Here is a 20,337-nt window from a genome sequence, read left to right on the forward strand (position 1 = left end):
GAGGCACGTATCAAGGAATTCCCGGAAATCGAACGGAACAGGGAATCGCGAGAACGAGCCAAGCGGATGCGAGGGCGAATCGGGGCCGCGCCGACATATGCGGGGCAGTCGCCGGATCGCCGAGCTGGCGAGTCGTCGGCGCCTGGAATTAGGGTGGGCCCGGCTGCCCGGACGGGCGGAAAATTCGCCGCGGACACGGCACGGCGCGGGCACTGTGCCCGGAAATGCAACGAGCTGGGGCCCGCACCCCAAGGTGCGGGCCCCAGCTACGAAGTACGCGTCGGCGTCAGGCGGGAACGATGTTCTCGGCCGTCGGGCCCTTCTGGCCCTGCGCGATGTCGAAGTTCACCTTCTGGCCTTCCTGAAGCTCGCGGAAGCCCTGGGCGGCGATGTTCGAGTAGTGGGCGAACACGTCCGGACCGCCACCGTCCTGCTCGATGAAGCCGAAGCCCTTTTCCGCGTTGAACCACTTCACGGTACCAGCAGCCATGTCAATCTCCTTCGGGGCATTTCCCGGAGTCCGCACCGTGCGCACTCCGCGTCACTGCGATGATTACCCCGCCGGATCATGACCGGACATACAAAAATGCGCTCACCGGCACGAGCGGCCGACAAGGGCACCTGAAGTTTCGGGAACCACAACTGCAACTGATATCGACAGTAGCACGCCCTCATCGCCGGGGACCGGAAAAATAATTAAACTCCGCCAGCCACATGAAAACCGGCACCGCGCCCTATGTCGATTTCTCTCTTCGCGGCGACAGATATGGGAGTCTCGCGCTCATGGCGGACGAGGGAGTGCGGGTGCGGGGCTGTGCGACGGGCGGGGTGCTGAACCGGCCCTGGAACACGCCGTGTTGAGGCGGTCGGTGGTGTGGTGGGCGGCCGTCGGCGCCGTGCTCGGAGGGCAGGCGCTGATGGGCCGGCCACCCGGCGCGCAGGCCGCCGCCCGGAAAGCGCCCGACGGTCTCGTGGTGACGAAGGTGGGCGATCTGACCGGTCCTGGGATCACGTCGCGGTTCGGGATGGAGGCCGCTGACCTGGGGATTTCCGCCCGAACCCCGGACGGACGGCTGTTGTTCGTGTTCGGGGACACGTTCGAGGAGGCGCGGGTGGGCGGCGAAGGGTGGCGTTCGCCCGTAGCGCTCTACGCACGCATGCTGCCGGGCGGGGAGGTGGTCTGGACCGGCGCGGTGGGCGGGCGGTACGCACAGCAGTTGAGGCAGTACCGTCACGACGGCTCCGAGCTGACGACCGTGCTGCCCACCGACGTCATCACCATCGGCACGGACATGTATCTGCACGTCGCGGTGCACCAGGGCTTCGGGAACGTGCGCTGGAGCGAGATCTGGCGTTCGCGCGACTCGGGGGCCACCTGGCACCCCACCGACGCCCGCTTCCCCGGCGGCCTGCACGGCGGGTGCTTCCAGCTGCTCACCTGGGGGCTCGGCGACGACGGGTACGTGTACGCGTACTCGACCGGGTTCCAGCGGGACAAGCCGGCCATCCTCCACCGCGTCCCCAAGGACCGGATCACCGACCCGGCCGCCTACCAGCCGTGGGGCCGGGCCGGGGGCACCTGGGCCTGGGGCAACCCGCCCACCCCCGTCCTGCACGGCAGGATCGGCGAGATGTGCCTGCGCCCGCTCGAAGACCGGTGGCTCCTGACCTGGTTCGACGCGGGCGAATACCGGATCGACGCGCTCGTCCTGGACACCCCCATGTCCGCGCACCACACCCCGGCCGCGCGCCGCAGGACCCTGATCCGGGGAGGAACCTGGACGAGCGAGGACGCTACGCACGTGGCCCAGCTGTACGGCGGCTACATCATCCCCGGATCGACCCTCGACGACCTGCACCTGTCGGTGAGCCAGTGGAACACGGCGGAGGGGTGGCCCTACCGCGCGATGCACTTCCGGATCCGCGGCGACCTGCTGTTCTGACGCGGGGCTGCCTCGGCTCAGTGGGCGAGTTCGGGCTCCCGCGGGAAGAGGTCCCGCTGCGAGGGGCCGCCCGGGGCGGTGGCGCTGGACATCAGACGGGCGGCCTCCGCCTTGGCCGTCAGGGGCGGGACGACCAGCAGATCCCATCTGCCCCGTCCGGGGGCGAGCAGGCAGATCGTGTTGGGGGTGTGGCGGCCGGTGGCCCGGTGCAAGCGGATCACGTGGTTGGCGACGAGGATGCGGCCGGGGAAGGCCGACCACATGCCGGGGTTCACGGCCACCTGAGCGATCTGCGGCCACGAGTGGGGCAACGCGTGGATCAGGGAAGGGAGTTCGGCCGTCAGGTCGTCGGTGCGGGGCCACCAGGCACCGTCGATGAGGTACGGGCCAGCCGTGGGCGGTGTCAGGCGCAGGCGTACCGGGCGCAGGGACGAAGCGGAGCGGAGTGTGGTGGTCATGGCGGGCCCTTCGTTCGGGATGGGGATGCGGCCGATCGGCCCGGGTCTGCGAGCTCTGGTGGTGGGACGGGGCCGTAGGAGGACCGGCCCCTCGTCACCCCACTCTCTGGCTCGGGCCTGGTTTGTTGTTGGGGCCCGGCTCGTGGACGGCTTCAGCCTTGGCCGGATCGACCGGGTCCGATGTCGGGGGCAGGGGCGGTGTCGGCGTACCGGCTGCCGCCGATTCCCTGCTGAGGAACGCGCCCAGTTCACCGATCGTGCTCATCAGCGGCGCCGGGAAGACGACGGTCGTGTTCTTGTCGACGCCGATCTCCACCAGGCTCTGCAGATTGCGGAGTTGGAGGGCGAGCGGGTGCGCCATCATCGTGTCCGAGGCGTCTCCGAGTGCCGCGGCGGCGAGCGATTCGCCCTCGGCGTTGATGATTTTGGCGCGCTTCTCCCGCTCGGCCTCGGCCTGGCGGGCCATCGCGCGCTTCATGCTGTCGGGCAGTTGGATGTCCTTGAGTTCGACCAGGGTGACCTCGACGCCCCACTCGGCGGTGGCGACGTCGAGGATCTCGCGGATGCCCAGGTTGATGCGGTCGGTCTCCGACAGCGTCTCGTCCAGGGTGTGCTGGCCGACGACCTTGCGCAGGGTGGTCTGCGCGATCTGGTTGATCGCGGCGTGCACGTTCTCGATGGCGATGACCGACTTCACGGCGTCCACGACGCGGAAGTACGCCACGGCCGACACGTCCACGCTGACGTTGTCGCGCGTGATGATGCCCTGCGACTGGATCGGCATCGTCACGATGCGCAGCGACACCCGGTGCAGCACGTCGACGAACGGGATGATGGTCCGCAGACCGGGCGTGCGGGTGCCGGCCAGCCGGCCGAGCCGGAAGAGCACTCCTTGCTCGTACTGCTTGACGATCTTGAGGGCCATGGCGAGCGCCAGCAGGAGCAGGATGACGACGACGATGACGAGGGTGATCAGAAGCTGCATGGTGCCGCTCCAATGGATGGGGAGCCCGGGGATCCTGAGCGGAGCCCCGAGGTCGCGTCACGGGGGGGGACGCGTCACGGATCAACTGCCGTGTTCCTGGCGGATGCGGCGCCGGGGGCGGAGGCGTCCGCGACCGCCCTCGCGCTGGTCGCGTCGGGCCGGGACGGCCGGGGCGTCGAAACGGCCGGGAACCGGTTGCGCGCCGCCGTCGGGTCCTCCCCGGCCGCCGGGCTGCAGCCGGCTGTAGTGGTGCACGGCGATCCGGTCGGCGTGCTGGGCGTTGAGCCGGTGGATGACGTACGCCGCCAGGACGATCAGGATCAGCATGACGGCGATGGTCAGGGCCGTGGTCATGGTGATCACATCCCGACCAGGAGGCGGCTGGGCCGGTCCGGCACGCCGATGTGCGTCGAGGTGGCGCCGCCCTCGTACTCCTTCGACTCGTCGGGATCCAGTGCCCGGCCGACCGCCGTGGTGCCGTGGCGGACTTCCTCCTCCGCGATGAGCGCGCTCGCGGTCAGCGGACGGCCGGCCGCGTCGGTCGCGGCGGCCATCAGGCGGGCGGCCGCGTCGGCGCTGGTGTGCGGCGGGATGACCAGCAGGTCGTAGCGTCCGGCACTGTAGGAAAGCAGCAGGAGCTTGTGCGGGTCCTGCTCCTTGAACCAGCCTGCCTTCACCACGTGTCCGGCGACGGGGATCTTCCGCGGGATGACCGGCCAGTGCTCGGGGTTCACGGCGATGCGGGTGATCCGGCTCCCCAAGGCGTCATCAAGTACCGCGACGAGGGCGGGGAGTTCACGCAGAAGGTCGCGGGAGCGCGGCCACCAGGCACCGTCCAGGAGCCCGGGGGGTGCGTCGGGAGATTTCAGCATCACACGGGCCGCCGGACCTGCGAGCGCTTCGCGCTGCGGACGGTGCACGTCGATGTCGGTGATGGTCGCGATCATGGCGCGAACCCGTCTCCAGGCCGCCGCCCGTGGACGCGGCCCGGTGTCATTGCTCACCGAGAACGACGTCAGCATGGAGGCCAGTGTGCGAAATACTCCCGGTACTCCGACAGTACTCCGCGGTGGGGCCGGACGGACGAGTACTGCGGAGAACGTTGGAGCGGACCCCGCCGCCGGTCCGCGAGACTTCCTCGCGGACCGGCCGGGGCGACGGGTCAGGCGTGCTGGTCCGCGGGCCGCTGTGCGTGCCTGCGGTCCACGACCGCCGGGAGTTTGCCGCTCGTCGGCGTGCGGTACAGCGCGGCTCCGTCGACCGCCTCGACGGTGAAGTCGAGCAGGTTCTCCTCGACTGCCGAGCGCACCTCCGGGTAGCCGGCGAGGAAGGCGTCGCGCGCCGTGTCCGGGTCGGGGGCGTGGGACCGCTCCATCCGAAGCGTGAGGCCCTCACGGGCGGGCCCGCTGGCCAGGAGGGCCTGCATCTCGCCGCTGTAGCGCAGCTGCTCCTGCGCGATGGCGGCGAAGCGGCGGTAGTTCAGGAAGTACGTCGCCACCCTCATCACCTCGCCGAGCCGGCCGAGCAGTTCGAAGCGCGGGGCGTGGCTGCCGCACGGGCAGCGTCCCGGCAGGGCCCGTCCGAGGTCGCCGATGACGTACCGGTCGAGGTGCTGGCCGCGGCGGGCCCGGGTGGTGAAGACGAGCCGTCCGGTCTCCCCCGGCGCCACCGGGCGGTCCGCGTCGACCTCGACGATCTCCAGGGTGTGGAGGTCGGCGTGGAGGTGGTGGACGCCGCCGGTGCTGCGCGTGCACTGGTAGCCGAGGGGGCCGAGGTCGGTGCTGCCGTAGGTGATGGAGTGGACGACCTCGATGCCGAACGTCTCGGTGAGGATGCGGCGTTGTTCGTCGGTGAAGTGCTCGCCGCCGTAGTAGATCTTGCGGATTCCGCCGTAGGAGCGCAGCAGGTCGGCTTCCTCGTGCAGGAGCTGCCAGAGGTAGGAGGGCATCCCGAAGAGGGTGTCCACCTCGTACGCGACGATCATCTCCGCGGTGGCCCGGTGGTCGGGGCCCGCGGCCATCGGCATCTGGACGCCGCCCAGGCGCTCCAGGATGGAGAAGAAGCTGATGAACCCGCCGTACATGCCGCCGCAGTAGAAGAGGTTGGCGGTGCGGTCACGCGCCGGGTCGTAGCCGGCGGCGAGCAGGCCGCGGGAGGCGGCCCGCATCTGCGTGTCGTAGTCCTCGTACGTGAAGAGCGACAGGGCGGGCGTGCCGGTGCTGCCTCCGCTGCGGAAGTACAGCTCGGCGTCGCCGAGCTCGACGCCGCGGTTGAGGTCCTGGACGGCGGCCTTGTCCAGCAGCGGCCCGGCGGGGCGCGGGAAGGCGACCGGGCGGGCGAGGTCGTCGAGGCAGGCGGTGGTGGCGAAGAGTTCGTCCGCCTGGACGGCGACGCGGCGGCTGTAGCGCTGGAGCGCGTAGACGCCGTCGTGCGGTTCACCGGCATAGCCGGCCGTCATGGCGCCGACGGGCGTGACCCGGGTGGCTCCGGCGGCCAGGACCAGGGTGGAGAGTTCGGCGATGTCGGTGCGGCTGCCCGCGAGGCCCGCCGTCTGGAGGTAGCGGCGCATGGGGCGCAGCGTCGCCATCAGGTGTTTGCGGGGCAGCGGCTTGACCCAGACGGTGCGGTGCAGCGGGGAGGCGGTGAGGGCCGGGCGGGTGTCGGCCATGACGCGCCACGTGCGGTCGGGGGCGGCGAGGACACGGGTGAAGCCGAGGTGTTCCTCCAGGCGGGCGAGGTGCTCGGTGGTGGTCAGTTCCGCGTACTCGGCCGGGTCGAGCTCGTGCGCGGCGGGCGCCGGCCGGGCGGCGAGGGCCGCGGCGAGCCGGTCGCAGAACGCGTGGAGTTCGCCGGTGTCCTCGGTGTCGAGGTAGACGATCTGGGGGCTGGAGCAGGCCTGCTGTTCGAAGAGGCAGACGTCCTCGGCCAGGGCGTTCAGGGTCGCCTCGTCGGCCCAGGCGTCCCGTGTGAGGTAGGCGAAGGAGATCTTGTGTCCCCACTCCACGAGGCGGCAGCCGGCCGGGACGTGGGCGGCGACGCCCGCCACGGCCGACTCGCCGCCCCAGACCGCGACGGCGTCGGCGGGGGCGCACATCAGGCGCAGCCAGTCCTGGCGGGAGGAGGGGAAGCGCAGCACGATGACGCGCTCGGCGAGGGCACCGGTCGGGTCCTGCGCGACGAGTTCGGCGAGGAGGTGCGAGGCGAGGAGGGTGTCGGCACTGCTGGTCTTGAGGACGTTCACGTTGCCGGCGAGGAGTCCCTCGATCAGGCTGAGCGGGGCAACGGTGGCGGCGTTGCCGGGGGCTATGTGCGCGACCAGGCCGACCGGCGCCCAGGCCTCGTAGACCGTCTCCTTGGCGTCGGGGCGGTTCAACCGCTGCGGGGAGGTGCTGCCCAGTTCGCGGCGGAGTTTGCGGGTGAGGGCGCCCCGGTCGAGGAAGGCGGCGAGTTCGGCGTACAGCTCCTCGGCGCCGTCCGCGGGCAGGTGGGGGGCCAGCCGGTCCCGGACGGGGTGGCCGGGGTCGCGCAGGGCCCCCGCCAGGGCGTCGCAGGCCGCCAGGACGGTCTCGGCGTCGAGGGGCTCGGCGAGCGCGGCCTCGACGGCGGCGGGCAGCGCGGCCAGTCGGTCGGCGGCCTCGTCGTCGCCGATGAAGGCGCCCTGCCAGTAGTGGTGGTTGGTGGTGTCGGTCATGACATTCCCTTCATCAGTTCGGCGGCGGCCACGGCACAGCTGCGGTTGCGGCTGACTCCGGCGCGACCGTGGATCGTGAACCACGGGGTGCCCAGCTCGCAGCCGCACTCGTCGCCCGGGTGGAGCGAGGCGAGGTCGCCCATGACGACGCTCTGCGCCGGTACGGAGGTGATGTACGGGGACACCAGGTGGAGGTAGCCGCGTTCGCCGTACGGGAGGGGTTCGAGGGTGCGGGTGGAACGGATGAAGACGCGGGACCAGACGGGTGCGTGGAGGTTGTGGTGCGCGCACTCGATGTACGGGACGCAGTGCTCGACGGAGCCGAAGGTGTCGCGGATCCGCTCCGAGGGAACGCCCAACTGCTCGGTGACGCGGGCGTACAGCTCGTGTTTTCCGATCTGCCGGTCGGTGTGGCCCTTCCAGCCGCCGCCGAGGATGATCAGGGACCCCTCGGGCAGGCGCAGTGGCGGCAGGCCCATGGCGCGCATCCGTTCCAGGGTGAACCAGAGGAACGCGGGGAAGCCGAGGATGCGGACCGGGGCGTCGTCCTCGGCGAAGCGGCGCAGCGCGGCGACGCAGCCGAAGGGGTCGAATTCGTGCCCGTTGCCGGTGTTTCGCAGGGCGTACTCGACCTGCCGGGCCGGGGCGAAGTCGCACAGGTAGTTGTCGGTGAACGAGGTGCCCAGGTTGAGGTCGCGGGCGGGTTCGTAGCTGTAGAGCAGGTAGTTGACCGGCTGGTCGGGGGTGATCCAGCCGTTGTGGTCGAAGATGCGGGCGACCATGCGCTGGGCGGAGCGGATCGTCCACTCGTCGAAGAACATCTGCGACTTCTGTCCGGTGGTGCCGGAGGAGGTCAGGTGCAGGTGGACGTCGTCCCGGGGGATGGAGAGGACCTCGTGGCGCTTGAAGAAGTTGGCGTGCACCAGGGGTGCTTCGTACGGGGTGCCGGGGAGGCCGGCTTCCCGGGTGCCGGCGTCCTGGAGGTCGCGGAAGAACGGGGACCGGTCCCGGTGCCAGGCGTTGATCTCCGCCATGGCCCCGGTGAACAGTTCCTCCTCCGCGGGACCGCAGCTGTAGGGATCGCTCAGATCGCAGAGCTGCTGGAGCCGGGCGAGGGCGGCGGCGTCGGGGACGTCGACGGGGGCGAGATGGGGGTTCGAGGGAGTCATGGAGCGACCTCACGTGAGGGCAGATGCGCCGACGCCCAGGCCGACACATACGAATCGAGGAAGGGCTGGAGCGGGGGGTCGACGACCACGCCGCGGAAGTCGATGTGCTCGGTGGTGCGGGACATCACCACGTAGTCGTGGAAGCCGTCCCCGTCCCGGCGCATGGCCGGGTACACGGCCCCGGCGATGAATCCCTGGGCGGCGAAGGCGGACAGCGCGGCGTGGTGTTCGAGGGGGACGAGCGCCTCGACGTAGCCGGCGCCCGCGCGGGTGAGGGTGCGGGTGACCGGCTCCAGCCACCCGGCGGCGGCCGCCGGGTCGGGGTGGGCGGCGACCAGGGCGCAGTAGCCCCCGGTGCGGTTGAGGTAGGCGTACACCTCGAAGCCGCCTCCGTCGGCGGGGGTGAGGAGGATGTTCGGGGTGTGCAGCGGGTAGAACCAGCGGCCGCCGTCGGGGAAGTGGGCATGGAAGCGCCGGCGGACGAAGGCCGGCGCCTCGATCACTTCCAGTGGAGCGGCCCCGGGCCCGGCGGGCAGCGGCAGCGGCGGCGTGGGCCGGGCGTCCGCGTAGCTGATGCCGAGGCTCTCCCCGGCGGTTCGCAGGAGCGGTGCCAGGAGGGCGGGCACCTCGGCCACGGGCACCCGGCGGTCCAGCACCCCCGGCGAGTGACGCGCGTAGAGTGCGAGGCTTTCTCGGCTGCCGAGGTCGACCGCGTTGGGCAGGATGCCCAACGGGCGGAAGCCGTGGCGGGCCACGACCCGCTGGGGTCCGGCGCTGACCGTCCGGACGGTGGCGTACACCGAGTCGAGGGTCCCGGCGTCGAGGGTGGCGGAGCACAGCGCCTCGGTGAGCCGTCCGGCGAGCCCCGATCCGCGCTGGTCCGGGTGGACGGCGAGTCCTTCGAGGCGGCCGATGCGGGTGCCGGCCTCGCCGTGGATCGCGGCCGAACCGGCGAGGGCGCCGGTACGGGGGCAGCGGGCGACGAGCCAGAGGGTGTGCGGGTCGCGGATGAGCCGGGACATCTCGGCGGGGTCGGTGCCCAGCGCCGTGGGGTAGTGAGGTCCGTAGACGGCGTAGTACAGCTGGCGGAGGTCGGCGATGTCCGTCGGCGCGGCCTGCTCGATCACGGCGGTCATCGGGTGCCTCCGGCGGCGGGCGTGGGGGTGGCAGACGGCGCCGGGTGCGCGGCGGTTTCGTCGTCCGGGTCGGCGCCGAGTTCCTCGGTCGTACGGGCCTGCCCGGGCAGCAGGAGCAGGGCGAGGGCGGCGGGCACCAGGCCGGCCGCCTGGATCAGGCATAGGGTCCGGGCGGAGAGGTGGTCGCCAAGGAGTCCGAACAGCAGCGAGGCGACCGGGAAGGTCGCTCCGAGCACGGCCTGCATGACGGCGAAGAAGGCGGGCTTGTCGGAGGCCGGGACCAGGCGCTGGAACAGGGCCACGAAGCGGACGCCGATCACTCCGACGCACCAGCCCGTCACCAGGAGGGCGCCGGCGATGACGGGCCGGGCGGCGATCACGCCGGGGACGGCGAGGGCGACGGCCATCGCGCCCAGGCAGGCGGAGCCGGCCACCGTGGGACGGCCGGGCACCCGGGCGCCGGTGAAGGAGCCGATGAGCGTGCCGAGGCCCAGGGACGCCTCCAGGAGGGACACGGTGGCGCCGTCGCCGTGCAGGACGGTGGCCGTGTACAACGGCATGACGACGAAGACGGCGGTGGTGAAGAGGTTGGCCGCGGTGAAGCAGAGCAGGATGGCACGGACGTACGGCAGCGCGCCCAGGATCTGACGCAGCGTCCGCCGCGGGGCGGGCTCGGCCGGGTCGGCGCCGGGCCCGGCGCCGTCGGCCGGGGTGCGGAAGCGGACGGTCGTGATGAGCACCGCGGCCGTGCCGTAGGCGACGGCGCAGCCCGCTGCGAGGCCGGCCACGCCGGCCACGTCCACGACGAGGGCACCGAGCAGGGCTCCGCCCAGGCTCGCGAGCGACTGGGTGGACAGTTCGAAGCCGGTGGCCGCCTCGATGTCCTCGTCGTCGACGAGTTGGGGCACGGACGTGGTCAGGCACGGGTCGAAGAAGGCCTGGCAGGTCGCCAGGGCCAGGGCCGCCGCATAGACCGCGACGACCGGCAGGTCGCTCGCGGCGGCCCAGACGGCCAGGGCCGCGGCGGCCGTTCCCGCGCCGGCGGCCGCGACGCGCAGCAGCGATCGGTGGGAGCAGCGGGCGATGGCGCGGGCGACGAGCGGGGCCAGGGCCACGGCGGGCAGGGTGCTGACGGCCATGAGCAACCCGGCCGCGAAACCACCGTCGCCGGAGGCCGCGTAGCCGATCAGCCACCAGGAGGCGCCCACCTGGAACATGCGCGTCCCGGCCTGGGTGAGCACCTGGCCCAGCCATACCGCCCCGAAGGCGCGGTTGCGCAGGACGAGCGGGAGCCGGCGACCGGGGGCCGCCGTCGGGGTGCTCATGCGGTCGGCCTCTCGTCGAGGACGCGGACGAGTTTGCCGGAGCGGGAGTTGACGACGAGGTCGCGGTGACGGGTCCACTCGACGCCGAGGGGGTGGACGAATCCCGTGTCGACGCTGTCGGGGTAGAGCGGCCGGGCGGCGTTCAGCCCGGTGACGACCGCCTTGGCCAGGACGTCCAGCACGCCCGGGTCGTGCCCGGGGGCGGTGGCAAGGCGCAGTATGAGGCCGTCGCGACCCGCCCAGCGGCGTACGACGAGTTGCGTGCCGGTGACCAGGCCGTCGGTGTCGGCTTCGGCGACAGCGCTGGTGGCGTCGTCCCAGTACAGCGAGACGGGCCCGACGCGTACGCCTTCCTCGGCACGGCCCAGGATGCGGAACGCGCCGCCTTCGGTGTCGGTCCACTCGGCGCGGTCGCCGGCGGGGTAGCGGATGACGGGCATGAGGCTGCGGAAGAGCTGGGTGACGACGACCCGCCCGGGGCGGCCCGCCTCGCGGATCGGTTCGCCGGTCGTCTCGTCGAGGATCTCCACGACGGTGTGCGGGGTGAAAGGCCGGTGCGTGCGCGTGTCCGGGCCGGCGACGGGCCTGCCGAGCAGGCCGCCGTCGACGCTGGCGTAGCCGAGCGAACGGGGTACGGCGTTGGGGAACGCGTCCGCGAGGAGGCGACGCTGGTCGGAGAAGAGCGCCTCCCCACCGAAGAACAGGAGCTCCACCTGCGGAAGTTGGCGGCCCGCCGCCGTCAGGTGCTCGGCGAGCCGGCACAGGGTGGTCGGCGTGCCGGCGACGACGTGGGCGCCGAAGTCCTGGACGGCCGAGACCGTCGACTCCAGGGGGGCTCCGCCGCCGATGGGCAGGCGCACGTTGGCCACGGGAGCGTGTGCGAGCGAGTCCAGGATGAACAGGAAGCTCGCGTAGAGCTCCCCGGCGTAGAACAGATCGGCCACCCGATGACCGGGCCGCAGGCCCGCGTCGACGAGGCCGGCGCCGAACGCCGTGACGAACTCGCGCCACTCCTCCCGGGTGTAGCAGGAGAAGCGCGGCGTGCCGGTGGTGCCGCCCGTCTTGAACACGACGGCTTCCGCCAGGGGGGCGGTCAGAACGCGGTTGTCGTGCAGGGTATTGGCGGCCCAGAACGCGTTCTGATCCACCACGGGCAGATCGGTGAGGCTGTTCACCTCGGGCGGCAGGTCTGCGTAGAGGTCGGCATAGAAAGGGGAGCAGTCTCGGGCGAAACGCACGAGGTCTGAGAACCGCTGGACGGGCATGCTGCCTTTACCTGGAAGATGAAAGTTGAACGGGAATGGAGATAGGTGGCATCCACGGCGCGCAGGTCCCCCGACCTCACCTGTTGACCAATCAACAAAGTGCGCGTGTCCTGCAGTTCGCAGGCGTGAGCCAACCCTGATCCCCACTCACATCATGGAACACGGAGAACGCACCACCAAATCGATGGCAGGTGCGGCCGCGCCACAGAACATGTTTCCGGCCCGCGTGACCGAAAGTACGGCGCCGGGAAAATGACGTCGAGGCTGTCCGGAGATCCGTTCCAGCGCCTTTGGAACGGATGAATGAAAGAGAACGGCGGTGGGCCTCTCACCCGTCGCGGCGGGCGATCACCCGGTACGCGTTGGAGAACCGGGTCCGCCGCAGCAGCGGGTTGATCAGCTGGTCGATTCCGTACGCCACGATCAGCACCGGCACGGCCGCCCACACCAGCGCGAACCGAGCGGCCCGGGCGGCGCGGCCCGGGCGGTGGGGCCGCCAGGGTGCGTCGTCGCGCGGCAGCAGCCGGTCGAACAGGAACCAGGTGGCGCACGCCAGGTCGGCCGGGATGTGGGCGTCGCGGCGCTCGGCCACCTCGATGGTGAAGCCGAGCTCGCACAGCCGTCGGCACAGATTGCCCATCGGGACCATGTTCAGGTGCTGGGGCTGGAACCAGGGCAGCCAGAGCCGGCCGAGCAGCCGTCCCGACAGCGACTCGGGGTCGGGGACCTCGATCAGGAGATGGCCGCCGGGCGCCAACGCCCTGTGCGCGGCGGCGAGTTCGCGGTGCGGGTCGAGGGTGTGCTCCAGGTAGTGGAACATGCTGACCGCGTCGTAACGGCCCGCCATCTCGTCGGCGAGGTTCACGAAGAGTCCTCGGTACGCCTCCTGGATCCGGCCTTCCTTGGCCGCGATTTCGACGCCCTCGCCCATGTCGAGGCCGTCGAAATCGGTATCAGGCAGCACCTCCTTGGCGGTGGCGCAGAAGTGACCCAGCGAGGTGCCGACGTCCAGCCACCGGCCGGGCAGGGCGACCCGCCCCAGGGCCCGGGCGCTGCGACGGAACCGTTTCTTGCTGCCGTTGCCCTCGAACATCTTGGCCGTCGTCTCGGCGCCGAGCCCGTCGTAGAAGTCCCGGTAGTAGAAGTCCAGACCCTCCTGACTCAGCCTCGGGTTCTGGAAGACGTGGCCACAGCCCCGGCACTGGTCGAGGACGAACTCGCCCGGCTTGCCCTGGATGAGATCCGTGGTGCGGAACTTGCGGCACAGCTCGGTGCCCAGGCACCACGGGCAGTCGGTGCGCGCCGGCAGGAAGAAGCGGCCCGTGCCACGGGCCAGCTCGTCCTGGTACGAGGGGCGGAGCTGGGCGATCCGTTCACTGTCGGGCATGTGCGTCCCTCTCGGTGGGGGCTCTGTCGGGGCTGTGCGGGGGCTTCATCGGGGGCGTCTCGCGTCGGGCGTGGCGGCGGCGAGTTTCTCCAGGCGCGTGGCGGCGGCCGACTCCCCGCCGGCGGTGCGGAAGGCGTCCCGGACGCGACGGGCCGCGTCCCGGTAGCCCGGCTCGGTCACCACCGCGTCCAGGGCCGCGCCGATCTGCTCGCGCCCCGCCCGAGCGAACCTCACCCTCAACCCGGCCCCGGCGCCGACCACTTGGGTCGCCACGACCGGCTGGTCGTCCCGGATCGGGGCGACCACCAGCGGCACCCCGTGCCACAGCGCCTCGGTGACGGTGTTGTGCCCCGCGTGGCAGACGACCGCCGACATCCGCTCCAGGACGGCGACTTGCGGCAGGTGCGCCCTGACCAGCACATCGGGCCCGGGTGGCACCGCACCGAGCAGCCCGCCGGGGTCGCAGACGACCGCCCGCAGCCGTCCGGCGCGGGCTCGGACCGCCGCGACGCTCTCGGCGAGGAAGCGGCCGCCCGCGTCGATGTTCGCCGTACCCAGGGTGACCAGGACGGATGCCGTCCCCGGCGCCAGGTCGAGCCACTGCCAGGGGAAGTCCCCGGAGACGGCGCGCCGGGTGGCCAGCGCCGGCCCGACGAAGCAGAGGTCCGTCTCCGGCGCGGCGTACGGGCCGGTCAGCTCGGGGGTGGTGAAGGCAAGGGTGAGCGCCGGTGAGAAGCGCGGGTCGTACGTGGCGGCCGGATCGCCGATGCGCTCCCGCAGCTCCCGGAGCAGCCCGATGAGCCAGCCGCGCACGCCCGGCATCGCGGCCATGCTCTCGGTGAGCTCGGCCGAGGTGGTCGACGAGGTCGCGAACGGCACACCGAGCCGCTCCGCCACCAGGGCGCCCGCCACGGTCTGCTGGTCGGCCACCACCACGTCCGGCCGGAAGGCAGTGATAGCCGCCGCCACCCCGGGCGCCATCGCCTCGGCGAGCGGGCAGAGGAAGTCGGCCCACAGGAACTTCAGGGCCGCGATCCCGCGCAGTTGGGGCGGCCGCCCCGCGAGGTGGTCGGGCCCGGCGCACACGTACACCCGGGGCCGCTCCCCCACCAGCCGCTCGACGATCGCGGGCCGCCCCGCCCACGCCACCTCGTGGCCGCGCGCGGTCAGCTCGGCGGCGACGGCGGCCGCCGGGTTGATGTGCCCGGTCAGCGGCGGCACGACGAACAGGAAGCGGCTCACCGGACCGGCCCCGGTCCGCTGGGCTCGGGCGCGGCTTCGGCATGCTCGCGGACCCAGTCCAGGGCGAGCCGCCCGACGGCGTCGGAGGCCTCGACCAGGACCGAGTGCTTCTGCCCGGGCACCACCGCGACCGAGCAGTGCGGCAGCAGCGACCGCAGCCGGGCGGACTCGGCGGCCACCAGGCCCTCCTGCCCGTTGACGAGGAGCACCGGGCAGCGGACCCCGCCGAGCTGTTCGTCGGTGAGCACCCGTCCGGTGGGCATGTCCTCGGCGATGGTGGTGGCGCGTACGAGCCGGGCGGCGGCCCGGCCGAGCCGGCGGATGTGCGCGTCGTGGCGGGCGTCGCCGGTCCGGGTCGAGGAGAGCGTCCCGTACTGCTCGGTGAACCACACCAGCGCCTCGTCGTCCCCCATGTCCCCGGCGTGGCGCAGGGCGTTCGTCATCGTGTGGGACCAGGCCCGGCTGGCGGGCCCCGACTCGACCACGGTGACGGTGGCGACGCGCTCCGGCCGGTGGACGACGAAGTCGAGGGCGACCGTGCCGCCGAAGGAGTTGCCGACGAGGTGGACGGGGTGGGTGATGCCCAGTTCGTCGAGCAGGGCGTCGAGATCGGCGGTGAAGTGCTCCAGGGTGTAGCCGCTGGACGGGCGCTCGCTGCGGCCGTGTCCCCGCAGGTCGAACATCACGGCGTCGAACCCGGCCTCCGCGAACCGGGGGCCGAGGGTGAAGTAGTAGCTGGCGAGGCTGTCGATGAAGGCGCCGTGGACGAACACCACGGTCCCGTAAGGCTGTTGGCGGGTCGGGCGCAGCCGCTGGACGTGCAGGCCGAGACCGTTCGCGCGGATCATGACCATGGCGTCGCTCCCGCTTCCGGGGCCGCGCCGAGGCTGTGCAGCACATGGTCGACGAGCCGTCCGACGGACAGCTCGATGACCTCGTCGATCTCCAGAGAGGCCACGAACTCGGCGAAGTTGACCTGTTCGCCGTACCGCTCCTGGAGGCGTCCGGACAGCATGACGAGGTCGATGCTCTCCAGCTCCAGGTCGTCGCCGAACAGGGTCTCGGGGCGGATCTCGGCGGGGTCGGGGGCGTAGTCCCCGAGCACCTCCACGATCAGAGCGGCGATCTCGGCCAGGACCCTCTCCTCGTCCGGAGGTGCGAGGGGGGCGGGCCCGGGGGGCCGTTCGCTGGTGGTCACTGAGTGCTCTCCTTGAGGGTCGTCGCAGACGTGGTCCAGGCCACGACATGGGTGGGGTCGACGAGGGTGCAGTGCACGTGGTGGTGGCGGCCGTCGACGGTGACGGTGAGGGAGTCGGGGGCCGCGCCAGTCACTTCGAAGGCGTGCGGCCGCCCGCCGAACCCGGTGCCCTCCGCCTTGGCGGCGGCCTCCTTGGCCGCCCAGAACCGGGTGAACCACAGGGCCTCGGACTCGCCGGACCCGGCGGCTACGAGCCTGCCGAGAAGGGCGAGTTCGCGGGGGCCGAGGGCGACGCGGTGGGTCTCGGGGGTGCGGTCCGCGATCTCTTCGACGTCGATGCCGACGCCGTTCGCGTACGGGCCGTGCCCCGGCGGGCGTACGAGTGCGACCGCGAGGTCGCCCCGGTGGGCGAGGGACAGGTCAAGCGCCGGCAGCCTGCGCCCGTGCACCCCCACCGCGCGCGGCCGCCCCGACTTCTCGTTCACGATCTCGATCTCGGCCGGGAACACCGCGCCTTCGCCGCGCTCCCACAGCCACCGCCGGACCGCGTCCTTGGCGGCGATCCGGCCGAGCAGCCACTGCCGCCGGCCGCGCGGCGGCCGCGCCTCGTACGCCGCCCGCTCGGCCCGGCCCAGTTGCATGCGCGTCAGCAGGTCGCGGGAGGCCAGGTCCGGCCATGCGTCCCGCAGCAGGCACCAGCCGCCGGGCTGCGCCTCGGCGAGGGCGCGGTGTTCCGGGTAGCCGCCGGACCTGCGCGCGTCGAGCCCGGAGAACCGGCGGTCGCGCCAGCCGGAGAGCTCCGCCCACACCGTCCCGTCGGGCAGGGTGAGCCGGACGTCCGCGAGCAGGGTGTCCTCGGTGAGCGAGGTGATGACGGCGTGGCAGTCGACGCGGGTGCCTGTGGGCGGGGGCGGCCCGTGGAAGCGGGCCCGCTCCAGGGCGACCGGGAAGATCACGGTCCGCGTGTGGTGGGTCGACATCAGCCAGTAGCCGAGGAGTTGGCCCACGTTGTCGAGGAGCGCGCCCGGCGCGGCCGGCGTGGTGATGGTGCCCCGGACGTGGCCGGGCCCGACCCCGTGCAGCGCGGTGACGCCCCGGAAGGCGGGCCCGTGGAACATCCACCGGTCCTCGTACAGCTGGGCCGCCGCGATGTCGGGCGGGTGCTCATCGGCCGCGTCCAGGGGTGGCGCTGGTGGCGGGGCCGGGTAGGCGGGGGCGAGCTGGACGGTAGCGCGGGCGTACGGCCCGAACGCGACCGCCCACCGGCCGGGGCCCTGCGGCCGGGCGGTGATGGTCACGTCCACGGCCGGGATGGCGTTGACCCACTTCTCCAGCCGCACGTCGTGCACGGCGACCGCCCGCTGCCCGGGCGCGGCACGCTCGGCGGCGGCCATCAGGTGGTGCAGGACGGTGGTGGCGGGGACGACCGGATGCCGGTCGGCGGGATCGGGCCAGCCGGGCCGCTGCGGGAAGAAGCAGTGGTCGAGGAGGTAGGGCATGGCGGTGGTGGAGACCCGGAGTCGGGTGCGGTGCTCGGGGGGTGGGGTGGCGCTGTCCGGTGCGGCCGGTGTGACGGACGCCGCCGGAGCCCCCGCGCCCTCCAGCACGGCCGTGACGCTGTCCACCGTCTCCCGCATCAACGCGTCCAGCTCGGCTGCGACGGGGTGGCGCCGGGTGAGGGAGTCGCTCAACAGGCGTGTGGGGATGGGGAGTTCGGCCTCCCGTTCCGGACGGGGGCGCAGCTCGGCGCGTAACTCGTCCAGGCGGTGGGGGTCGAGAGGGACCAGCGCGGCCGTGAGGTCGAGGGGGATCGGGGCGGCGGAGGTGCTCGTCGCTTCCGAGGCGCGCGGCCTGCCGGGCCGGGCGGGCTTCGGCTCATACCCCTCCGCCCACAGCCCCGTCTCCACCCGGAGCAGTTGCGCCAGTCCGCCGCGCCGGGGCGAGTTGGCGCTGAGCGTGAGGTGGTCGCGGTCCTTGAGGGTGTCGTCGATCAGCGAGGTCAGACGGCCCGTGCCCACCTGGACGAAGGCGCGGAAGCCCGCCGCGTACATGGCGTCGACGAGTGGCCGGAACCGTACCGGCTCCAGGAGGTGGCGGACGAACAGGGCGCGGACCTCGTCGGGGCCGGCCGGGAAGGGGGCCGCCGTGGTGCCGGACCAGACCGGGACCCGCTGCGGAAGGATCTCCGCCGCGTCCACGCCCCGCTTCATGGGGCCCAGATACGGGGCGAGCATCGGCGTGTGGAAGCCGGAGCGGAACGGGAGCACCTGGCAGATCACGCGTTCGGCCCGGAGCTTCGCCGCGAACTCCTCGACCGGCTGTTCCGGGCCGCACACCATCGACTGACCGGGCGAGTTGTCGTGCGAGAGGACGAGATCCGGCCAGTCGGTGAGCGCCTCGCTCACCCGGGCCGCGGGGGCGCCGATCGCCGCGAACGCCAGGCCCGGCACCCGGAGCGAGTCGGGGTCGAAGGAGGCGAAGAAGTCGTCCGCCTCGTCGGCCGCGAACATGCCGCCCGCGATCATCGCCGTCCATTCCCCGACGCTGTGTCCGGCGACCCCGTCGGGCCGGACGCCGAGCGCGCGCAGGGCTTCGTCGAGGATCCGGCCGACGCGGAGCACACCGAGCCCGTGCCGGGCGACGTCGGTCGCCTCGGTGTACGCACGGCCCGGCAGCCGCAGCCCGTAGTGCTCGGCCACCTCATCCACCCGGGGGGTGAACTCGGCCTCCAGACCGGGGAAGACGAACGCCACCTTGCCCCCGCCCGCCTTCCCGAGCAGCGGGCGCGGGGCGAACCACACGTCGCTGCGACCGCGCCACGGGCAGCCCTGGGCGACCGCCCGGCGGGCGAGCGCCAGCCGCTTGGCGGTCGGGTCGACGATGCCGAGCCGGGCGGCGGGGGTCTCCGAAGTGCCCTGTGCGTACGGGACTGAGGCGCTTGGCCCGTACGCGGCGGAAGCAGCCTGCGCGGACGAGGCGTCGCCCCGCGCCCGTACCGTCGTGTCGTCCGCGTCCAGGAGCCGCGCCAGGTCCTCGGCCGTGTCGGCGCTCAGGCGCAGCACCCGCTCGGGTTCGCGCACGGCCGCCCGGGGCCGGGCGGGCACGGCGCCCGGGGCCTGCTCCAGGACCACATGGGCGTTGATCCCGCCGAACCCGAACGCGTTGACGGCGGCCCGGCGCAACGGCCCCTCCCACGGGCGGGCGAGGGCCGCCGGGCGGAACCGGGTGCGGGCGAGGGCGGGGTGCGGTTCGTCGCAGTGCAGGGTCGGCAGCAGGGTCGCGTGGTGCACGGCGAGGGCCGCCTTCACCAGTCCGGCGACGCCCGCGGCGGGCATGCAGTGGCCGATCATCGACTTCACCGAGCCGATGACGGCCGCGTCCGCTCCGTCCGCTCCCGGCCCGAACACCTCGGCCAGCGTGGCCAGTTCGGCCGCGTCGCCCGCCGGAGTTCCGGTGCCGTGCGCCTCCAGGAGGCCGAGGGAGCCGGGGGCGCGCGGGTCGAGGCCCGCCGCTCGCCAGGCCTGCCGGACGGCGCGGGTCTGGCCGCCCGGGTCGGGGTTCATCAGCCCAGCGGCACGGCCGTCGCCCGCGACGCCGGTGCCACGGATCACGGCGTACACACGGTCGCCGTCGCGTTCGGCGTCCGCGAGTCGCTTGAGGACGACGACGCCCGTGCCCTCTCCGACGAGGATGCCGTCGGCCGCCGCGTGGAAGGGGCGGCTGCGCTGACTCGGCGAGAGGGCGCGCAGTTGGGCGAAGACGCTCCACAGGGTGATGTCGTGGCAGTGGTGCACCCCGCCCGCGAGCATCAGGTCGCAGCGGCCCGCGGCCAGTTCGCCCACCGCCTGGTCGACCGCGATCAGCGAGGACGCGCAGGCCGCGTCCACCGTGTACGCCGGGCCCCGCAGGTCGAGCCGGTTGGCGATGCGGGACGCCGCCAGATTGGGGACGAGTCCGATGGCCGACTCCGGGTGCTCGGGGCCGAGCGCCTCGGTGAAGGCGGCCCGCACCCGGTCGAGCTGGTCCGGGGCGAGGTGGGGCATGAGCTCGCCCAGGGTGCGCGTCAACTGGTGGGCTGTGCGCACCCGTTGGTCGAGGCGGACGAGGCCCGGGTTGAGGTAGCCGCCCCGGCCCAGGACGACGCCGACCCGGCCGCGCTCGGGCAGCCGTTCCTCGCCGCCCGCGTCCGCGATCGCCCGGGCCGCGACCGAGAGCGCGATGAGCTGGTCGGGCTCGGTACCCGCCACCGAGCTCGGCATGATGCCGAAGCGGGCGGCGTCGACCTCGGCGAGGCCGTCGACGAAGCCGCCGCGCCGGCAGTAGATCCGGTCGGCGGCGCCGCCCTGGTCGCCGGGCCGGTAGTAGACCGGGTCCCAGCGCCCCTCGGGCACCTCCCGCACGGCGTCCACACCGTCGACGAGGTTGCGCCAGTAGGCATCCAGATCCTTGGCACCGGGCAGCAGGACGGCCATGCCGACGATGGCCACAGGGACTTGACGCTCCGTCAAATCCTCTGTGTAGTGCGTCACTTCGGCCAT

The 20,337-nt window shown here is 72.6% G+C and carries 16 protein-coding genes; 1 reads left to right on the plus strand and 15 read right to left on the minus strand.

What is annotated here, in order from left to right; genetic code table 11:
- Positions 1 to 286: 286 nt before the first annotated feature.
- The gene (locus ADK54_RS10965; RefSeq protein WP_031141049.1) at positions 287 to 490 is read right to left on the minus strand and encodes a cold-shock protein; all 204 of its coding nucleotides are present in this window, start codon (positions 488 to 490) and stop codon (positions 287 to 289) included.
- A gap of 364 nt (positions 491 to 854) precedes the next feature.
- Here ADK54_RS10965 and ADK54_RS10970 point away from each other — a divergent pair, with 364 nt between their 5' ends.
- Positions 855 to 1,943 carry a DUF4185 domain-containing protein gene (locus ADK54_RS10970; protein WP_234392001.1) on the plus strand — a complete coding sequence of 363 codons (1,089 nt, stop codon included), beginning with the start codon at positions 855 to 857 and terminating at the stop codon, positions 1,941 to 1,943.
- Positions 1,944 to 1,960: 17 nt separating this feature from the next.
- On the opposite strand, the gene ADK54_RS10975 is transcribed toward ADK54_RS10970, so the two are convergent.
- The 14 genes from ADK54_RS10975 to ADK54_RS11040 form a co-directional block, all read right to left on the minus strand.
- Positions 1,961 to 2,401, minus strand: coding sequence for a DUF5994 family protein (locus ADK54_RS10975; RefSeq protein WP_053725378.1), 441 nt, complete (start codon positions 2,399 to 2,401; stop codon positions 1,961 to 1,963).
- Positions 2,402 to 2,495: 94 nt separating this feature from the next.
- The gene (locus tag ADK54_RS10980) at positions 2,496 to 3,386 is read right to left on the minus strand and encodes a slipin family protein (RefSeq protein WP_053725379.1); all 891 of its coding nucleotides are present in this window, start codon (positions 3,384 to 3,386) and stop codon (positions 2,496 to 2,498) included.
- A gap of 81 nt (positions 3,387 to 3,467) precedes the next feature.
- On the minus strand, positions 3,468 to 3,740 hold the full coding sequence (locus ADK54_RS10985; RefSeq protein WP_053725414.1) for a hypothetical protein: 273 nt from the start codon (positions 3,738 to 3,740) through the stop codon (positions 3,468 to 3,470).
- Between the two features lie 5 nt (positions 3,741 to 3,745).
- Positions 3,746 to 4,333, minus strand: a complete 588-nt coding sequence (locus ADK54_RS10990; protein WP_107090506.1) for a DUF5994 family protein — start codon at positions 4,331 to 4,333, stop codon at positions 3,746 to 3,748.
- Positions 4,334 to 4,548: 215 nt separating this feature from the next.
- Complete coding sequence (locus ADK54_RS10995) at positions 4,549 to 7,077, minus strand: acyl-CoA reductase (protein WP_053725380.1); 2,529 nt, start codon at positions 7,075 to 7,077, stop codon at positions 4,549 to 4,551.
- A complete protein-coding gene (locus ADK54_RS11000) occupies positions 7,074 to 8,246 on the minus strand; it encodes an acyl-protein synthase (protein WP_053725381.1) in 1,173 nt (390 codons plus the stop codon). Before ADK54_RS11000 ends, ADK54_RS10995 begins: the two co-directional genes overlap by 4 nt.
- Positions 8,243 to 9,382, minus strand: coding sequence for a GNAT family N-acetyltransferase (locus ADK54_RS11005; protein WP_053725382.1), 1,140 nt, complete (start codon positions 9,380 to 9,382; stop codon positions 8,243 to 8,245). Before ADK54_RS11005 ends, ADK54_RS11000 begins: the two co-directional genes overlap by 4 nt.
- On the minus strand, positions 9,379 to 10,707 hold the full coding sequence (locus ADK54_RS11010; RefSeq protein WP_078966287.1) for an MFS transporter: 1,329 nt from the start codon (positions 10,705 to 10,707) through the stop codon (positions 9,379 to 9,381). The genes ADK54_RS11005 and ADK54_RS11010 overlap by 4 nt, the downstream gene beginning before the upstream one ends.
- Positions 10,704 to 11,972: a phenylacetate--CoA ligase family protein gene (locus tag ADK54_RS11015; RefSeq protein ID WP_053725383.1), complete on the minus strand. Its 1,269-nt coding sequence runs from the start codon at positions 11,970 to 11,972 to the stop codon at positions 10,704 to 10,706. Before ADK54_RS11015 ends, ADK54_RS11010 begins: the two co-directional genes overlap by 4 nt.
- 328 nt (positions 11,973 to 12,300) lie before the next feature.
- Positions 12,301 to 13,359, minus strand: a complete 1,059-nt coding sequence (locus ADK54_RS11020; protein WP_053725384.1) for a class I SAM-dependent methyltransferase — start codon at positions 13,357 to 13,359, stop codon at positions 12,301 to 12,303.
- Positions 13,360 to 13,404: 45 nt separating this feature from the next.
- Entirely contained in the window at positions 13,405 to 14,601 is a 1,197-nt protein-coding gene (locus tag ADK54_RS11025) for a glycosyltransferase (RefSeq protein ID WP_053725385.1), read from the minus strand.
- Positions 14,598 to 15,455, minus strand: a complete 858-nt coding sequence (locus tag ADK54_RS11030) for an alpha/beta fold hydrolase (protein ID WP_053725386.1) — start codon at positions 15,453 to 15,455, stop codon at positions 14,598 to 14,600. Before ADK54_RS11030 ends, ADK54_RS11025 begins: the two co-directional genes overlap by 4 nt.
- Positions 15,446 to 15,799, minus strand: a complete 354-nt coding sequence (locus ADK54_RS11035; RefSeq protein WP_053725387.1) for an acyl carrier protein — start codon at positions 15,797 to 15,799, stop codon at positions 15,446 to 15,448. Before ADK54_RS11035 ends, ADK54_RS11030 begins: the two co-directional genes overlap by 10 nt.
- Positions 15,796 to 20,337 carry a type I polyketide synthase gene (locus tag ADK54_RS11040; protein WP_078966288.1) on the minus strand — a complete coding sequence of 1,514 codons (4,542 nt, stop codon included), beginning with the start codon at positions 20,335 to 20,337 and terminating at the stop codon, positions 15,796 to 15,798. Before ADK54_RS11040 ends, ADK54_RS11035 begins: the two co-directional genes overlap by 4 nt.

It is taken from the genome of Streptomyces sp. WM6378 (genome assembly GCF_001279695.1).
GTDB lineage: Bacteria > Actinomycetota > Actinomycetes > Streptomycetales > Streptomycetaceae > Streptomyces.

Coding starts and splice junctions, on each gene's coding strand:
- ADK54_RS10965 (WP_031141049.1), bottom strand. CDS start 490: ATGGCTGCTGGTACCGTGAAGTGGTTCAACGCGGAAAAGGGCTTCGGC.
- ADK54_RS10975 (WP_053725378.1), bottom strand. CDS start 2,401: ATGACCACCACACTCCGCTCCGCTTCGTCCCTGCGCCCGGTACGCCTG.
- ADK54_RS10980 (WP_053725379.1), bottom strand. CDS start 3,386: ATGCAGCTTCTGATCACCCTCGTCATCGTCGTCGTCATCCTGCTCCTG.
- ADK54_RS10985 (WP_053725414.1), bottom strand. CDS start 3,740: ATGACCACGGCCCTGACCATCGCCGTCATGCTGATCCTGATCGTCCTG.
- ADK54_RS10990 (WP_107090506.1), bottom strand. CDS start 4,333: ATGATCGCGACCATCACCGACATCGACGTGCACCGTCCGCAGCGCGAA.
- ADK54_RS10995 (WP_053725380.1), bottom strand. CDS start 7,077: ATGACCGACACCACCAACCACCACTACTGGCAGGGCGCCTTCATCGGC.
- ADK54_RS11000 (WP_053725381.1), bottom strand. CDS start 8,246: ATGACTCCCTCGAACCCCCATCTCGCCCCCGTCGACGTCCCCGACGCC.
- ADK54_RS11005 (WP_053725382.1), bottom strand. CDS start 9,382: ATGACCGCCGTGATCGAGCAGGCCGCGCCGACGGACATCGCCGACCTC.
- ADK54_RS11010 (WP_078966287.1), bottom strand. CDS start 10,707: ATGAGCACCCCGACGGCGGCCCCCGGTCGCCGGCTCCCGCTCGTCCTG.
- ADK54_RS11015 (WP_053725383.1), bottom strand. CDS start 11,972: ATGCCCGTCCAGCGGTTCTCAGACCTCGTGCGTTTCGCCCGAGACTGC.
- ADK54_RS11020 (WP_053725384.1), bottom strand. CDS start 13,359: ATGCCCGACAGTGAACGGATCGCCCAGCTCCGCCCCTCGTACCAGGAC.
- ADK54_RS11030 (WP_053725386.1), bottom strand. CDS start 15,455: ATGGTCATGATCCGCGCGAACGGTCTCGGCCTGCACGTCCAGCGGCTG.
- ADK54_RS11040 (WP_078966288.1), bottom strand. CDS start 20,337: ATGGCCGAAGTGACGCACTACACAGAGGATTTGACGGAGCGTCAAGTC.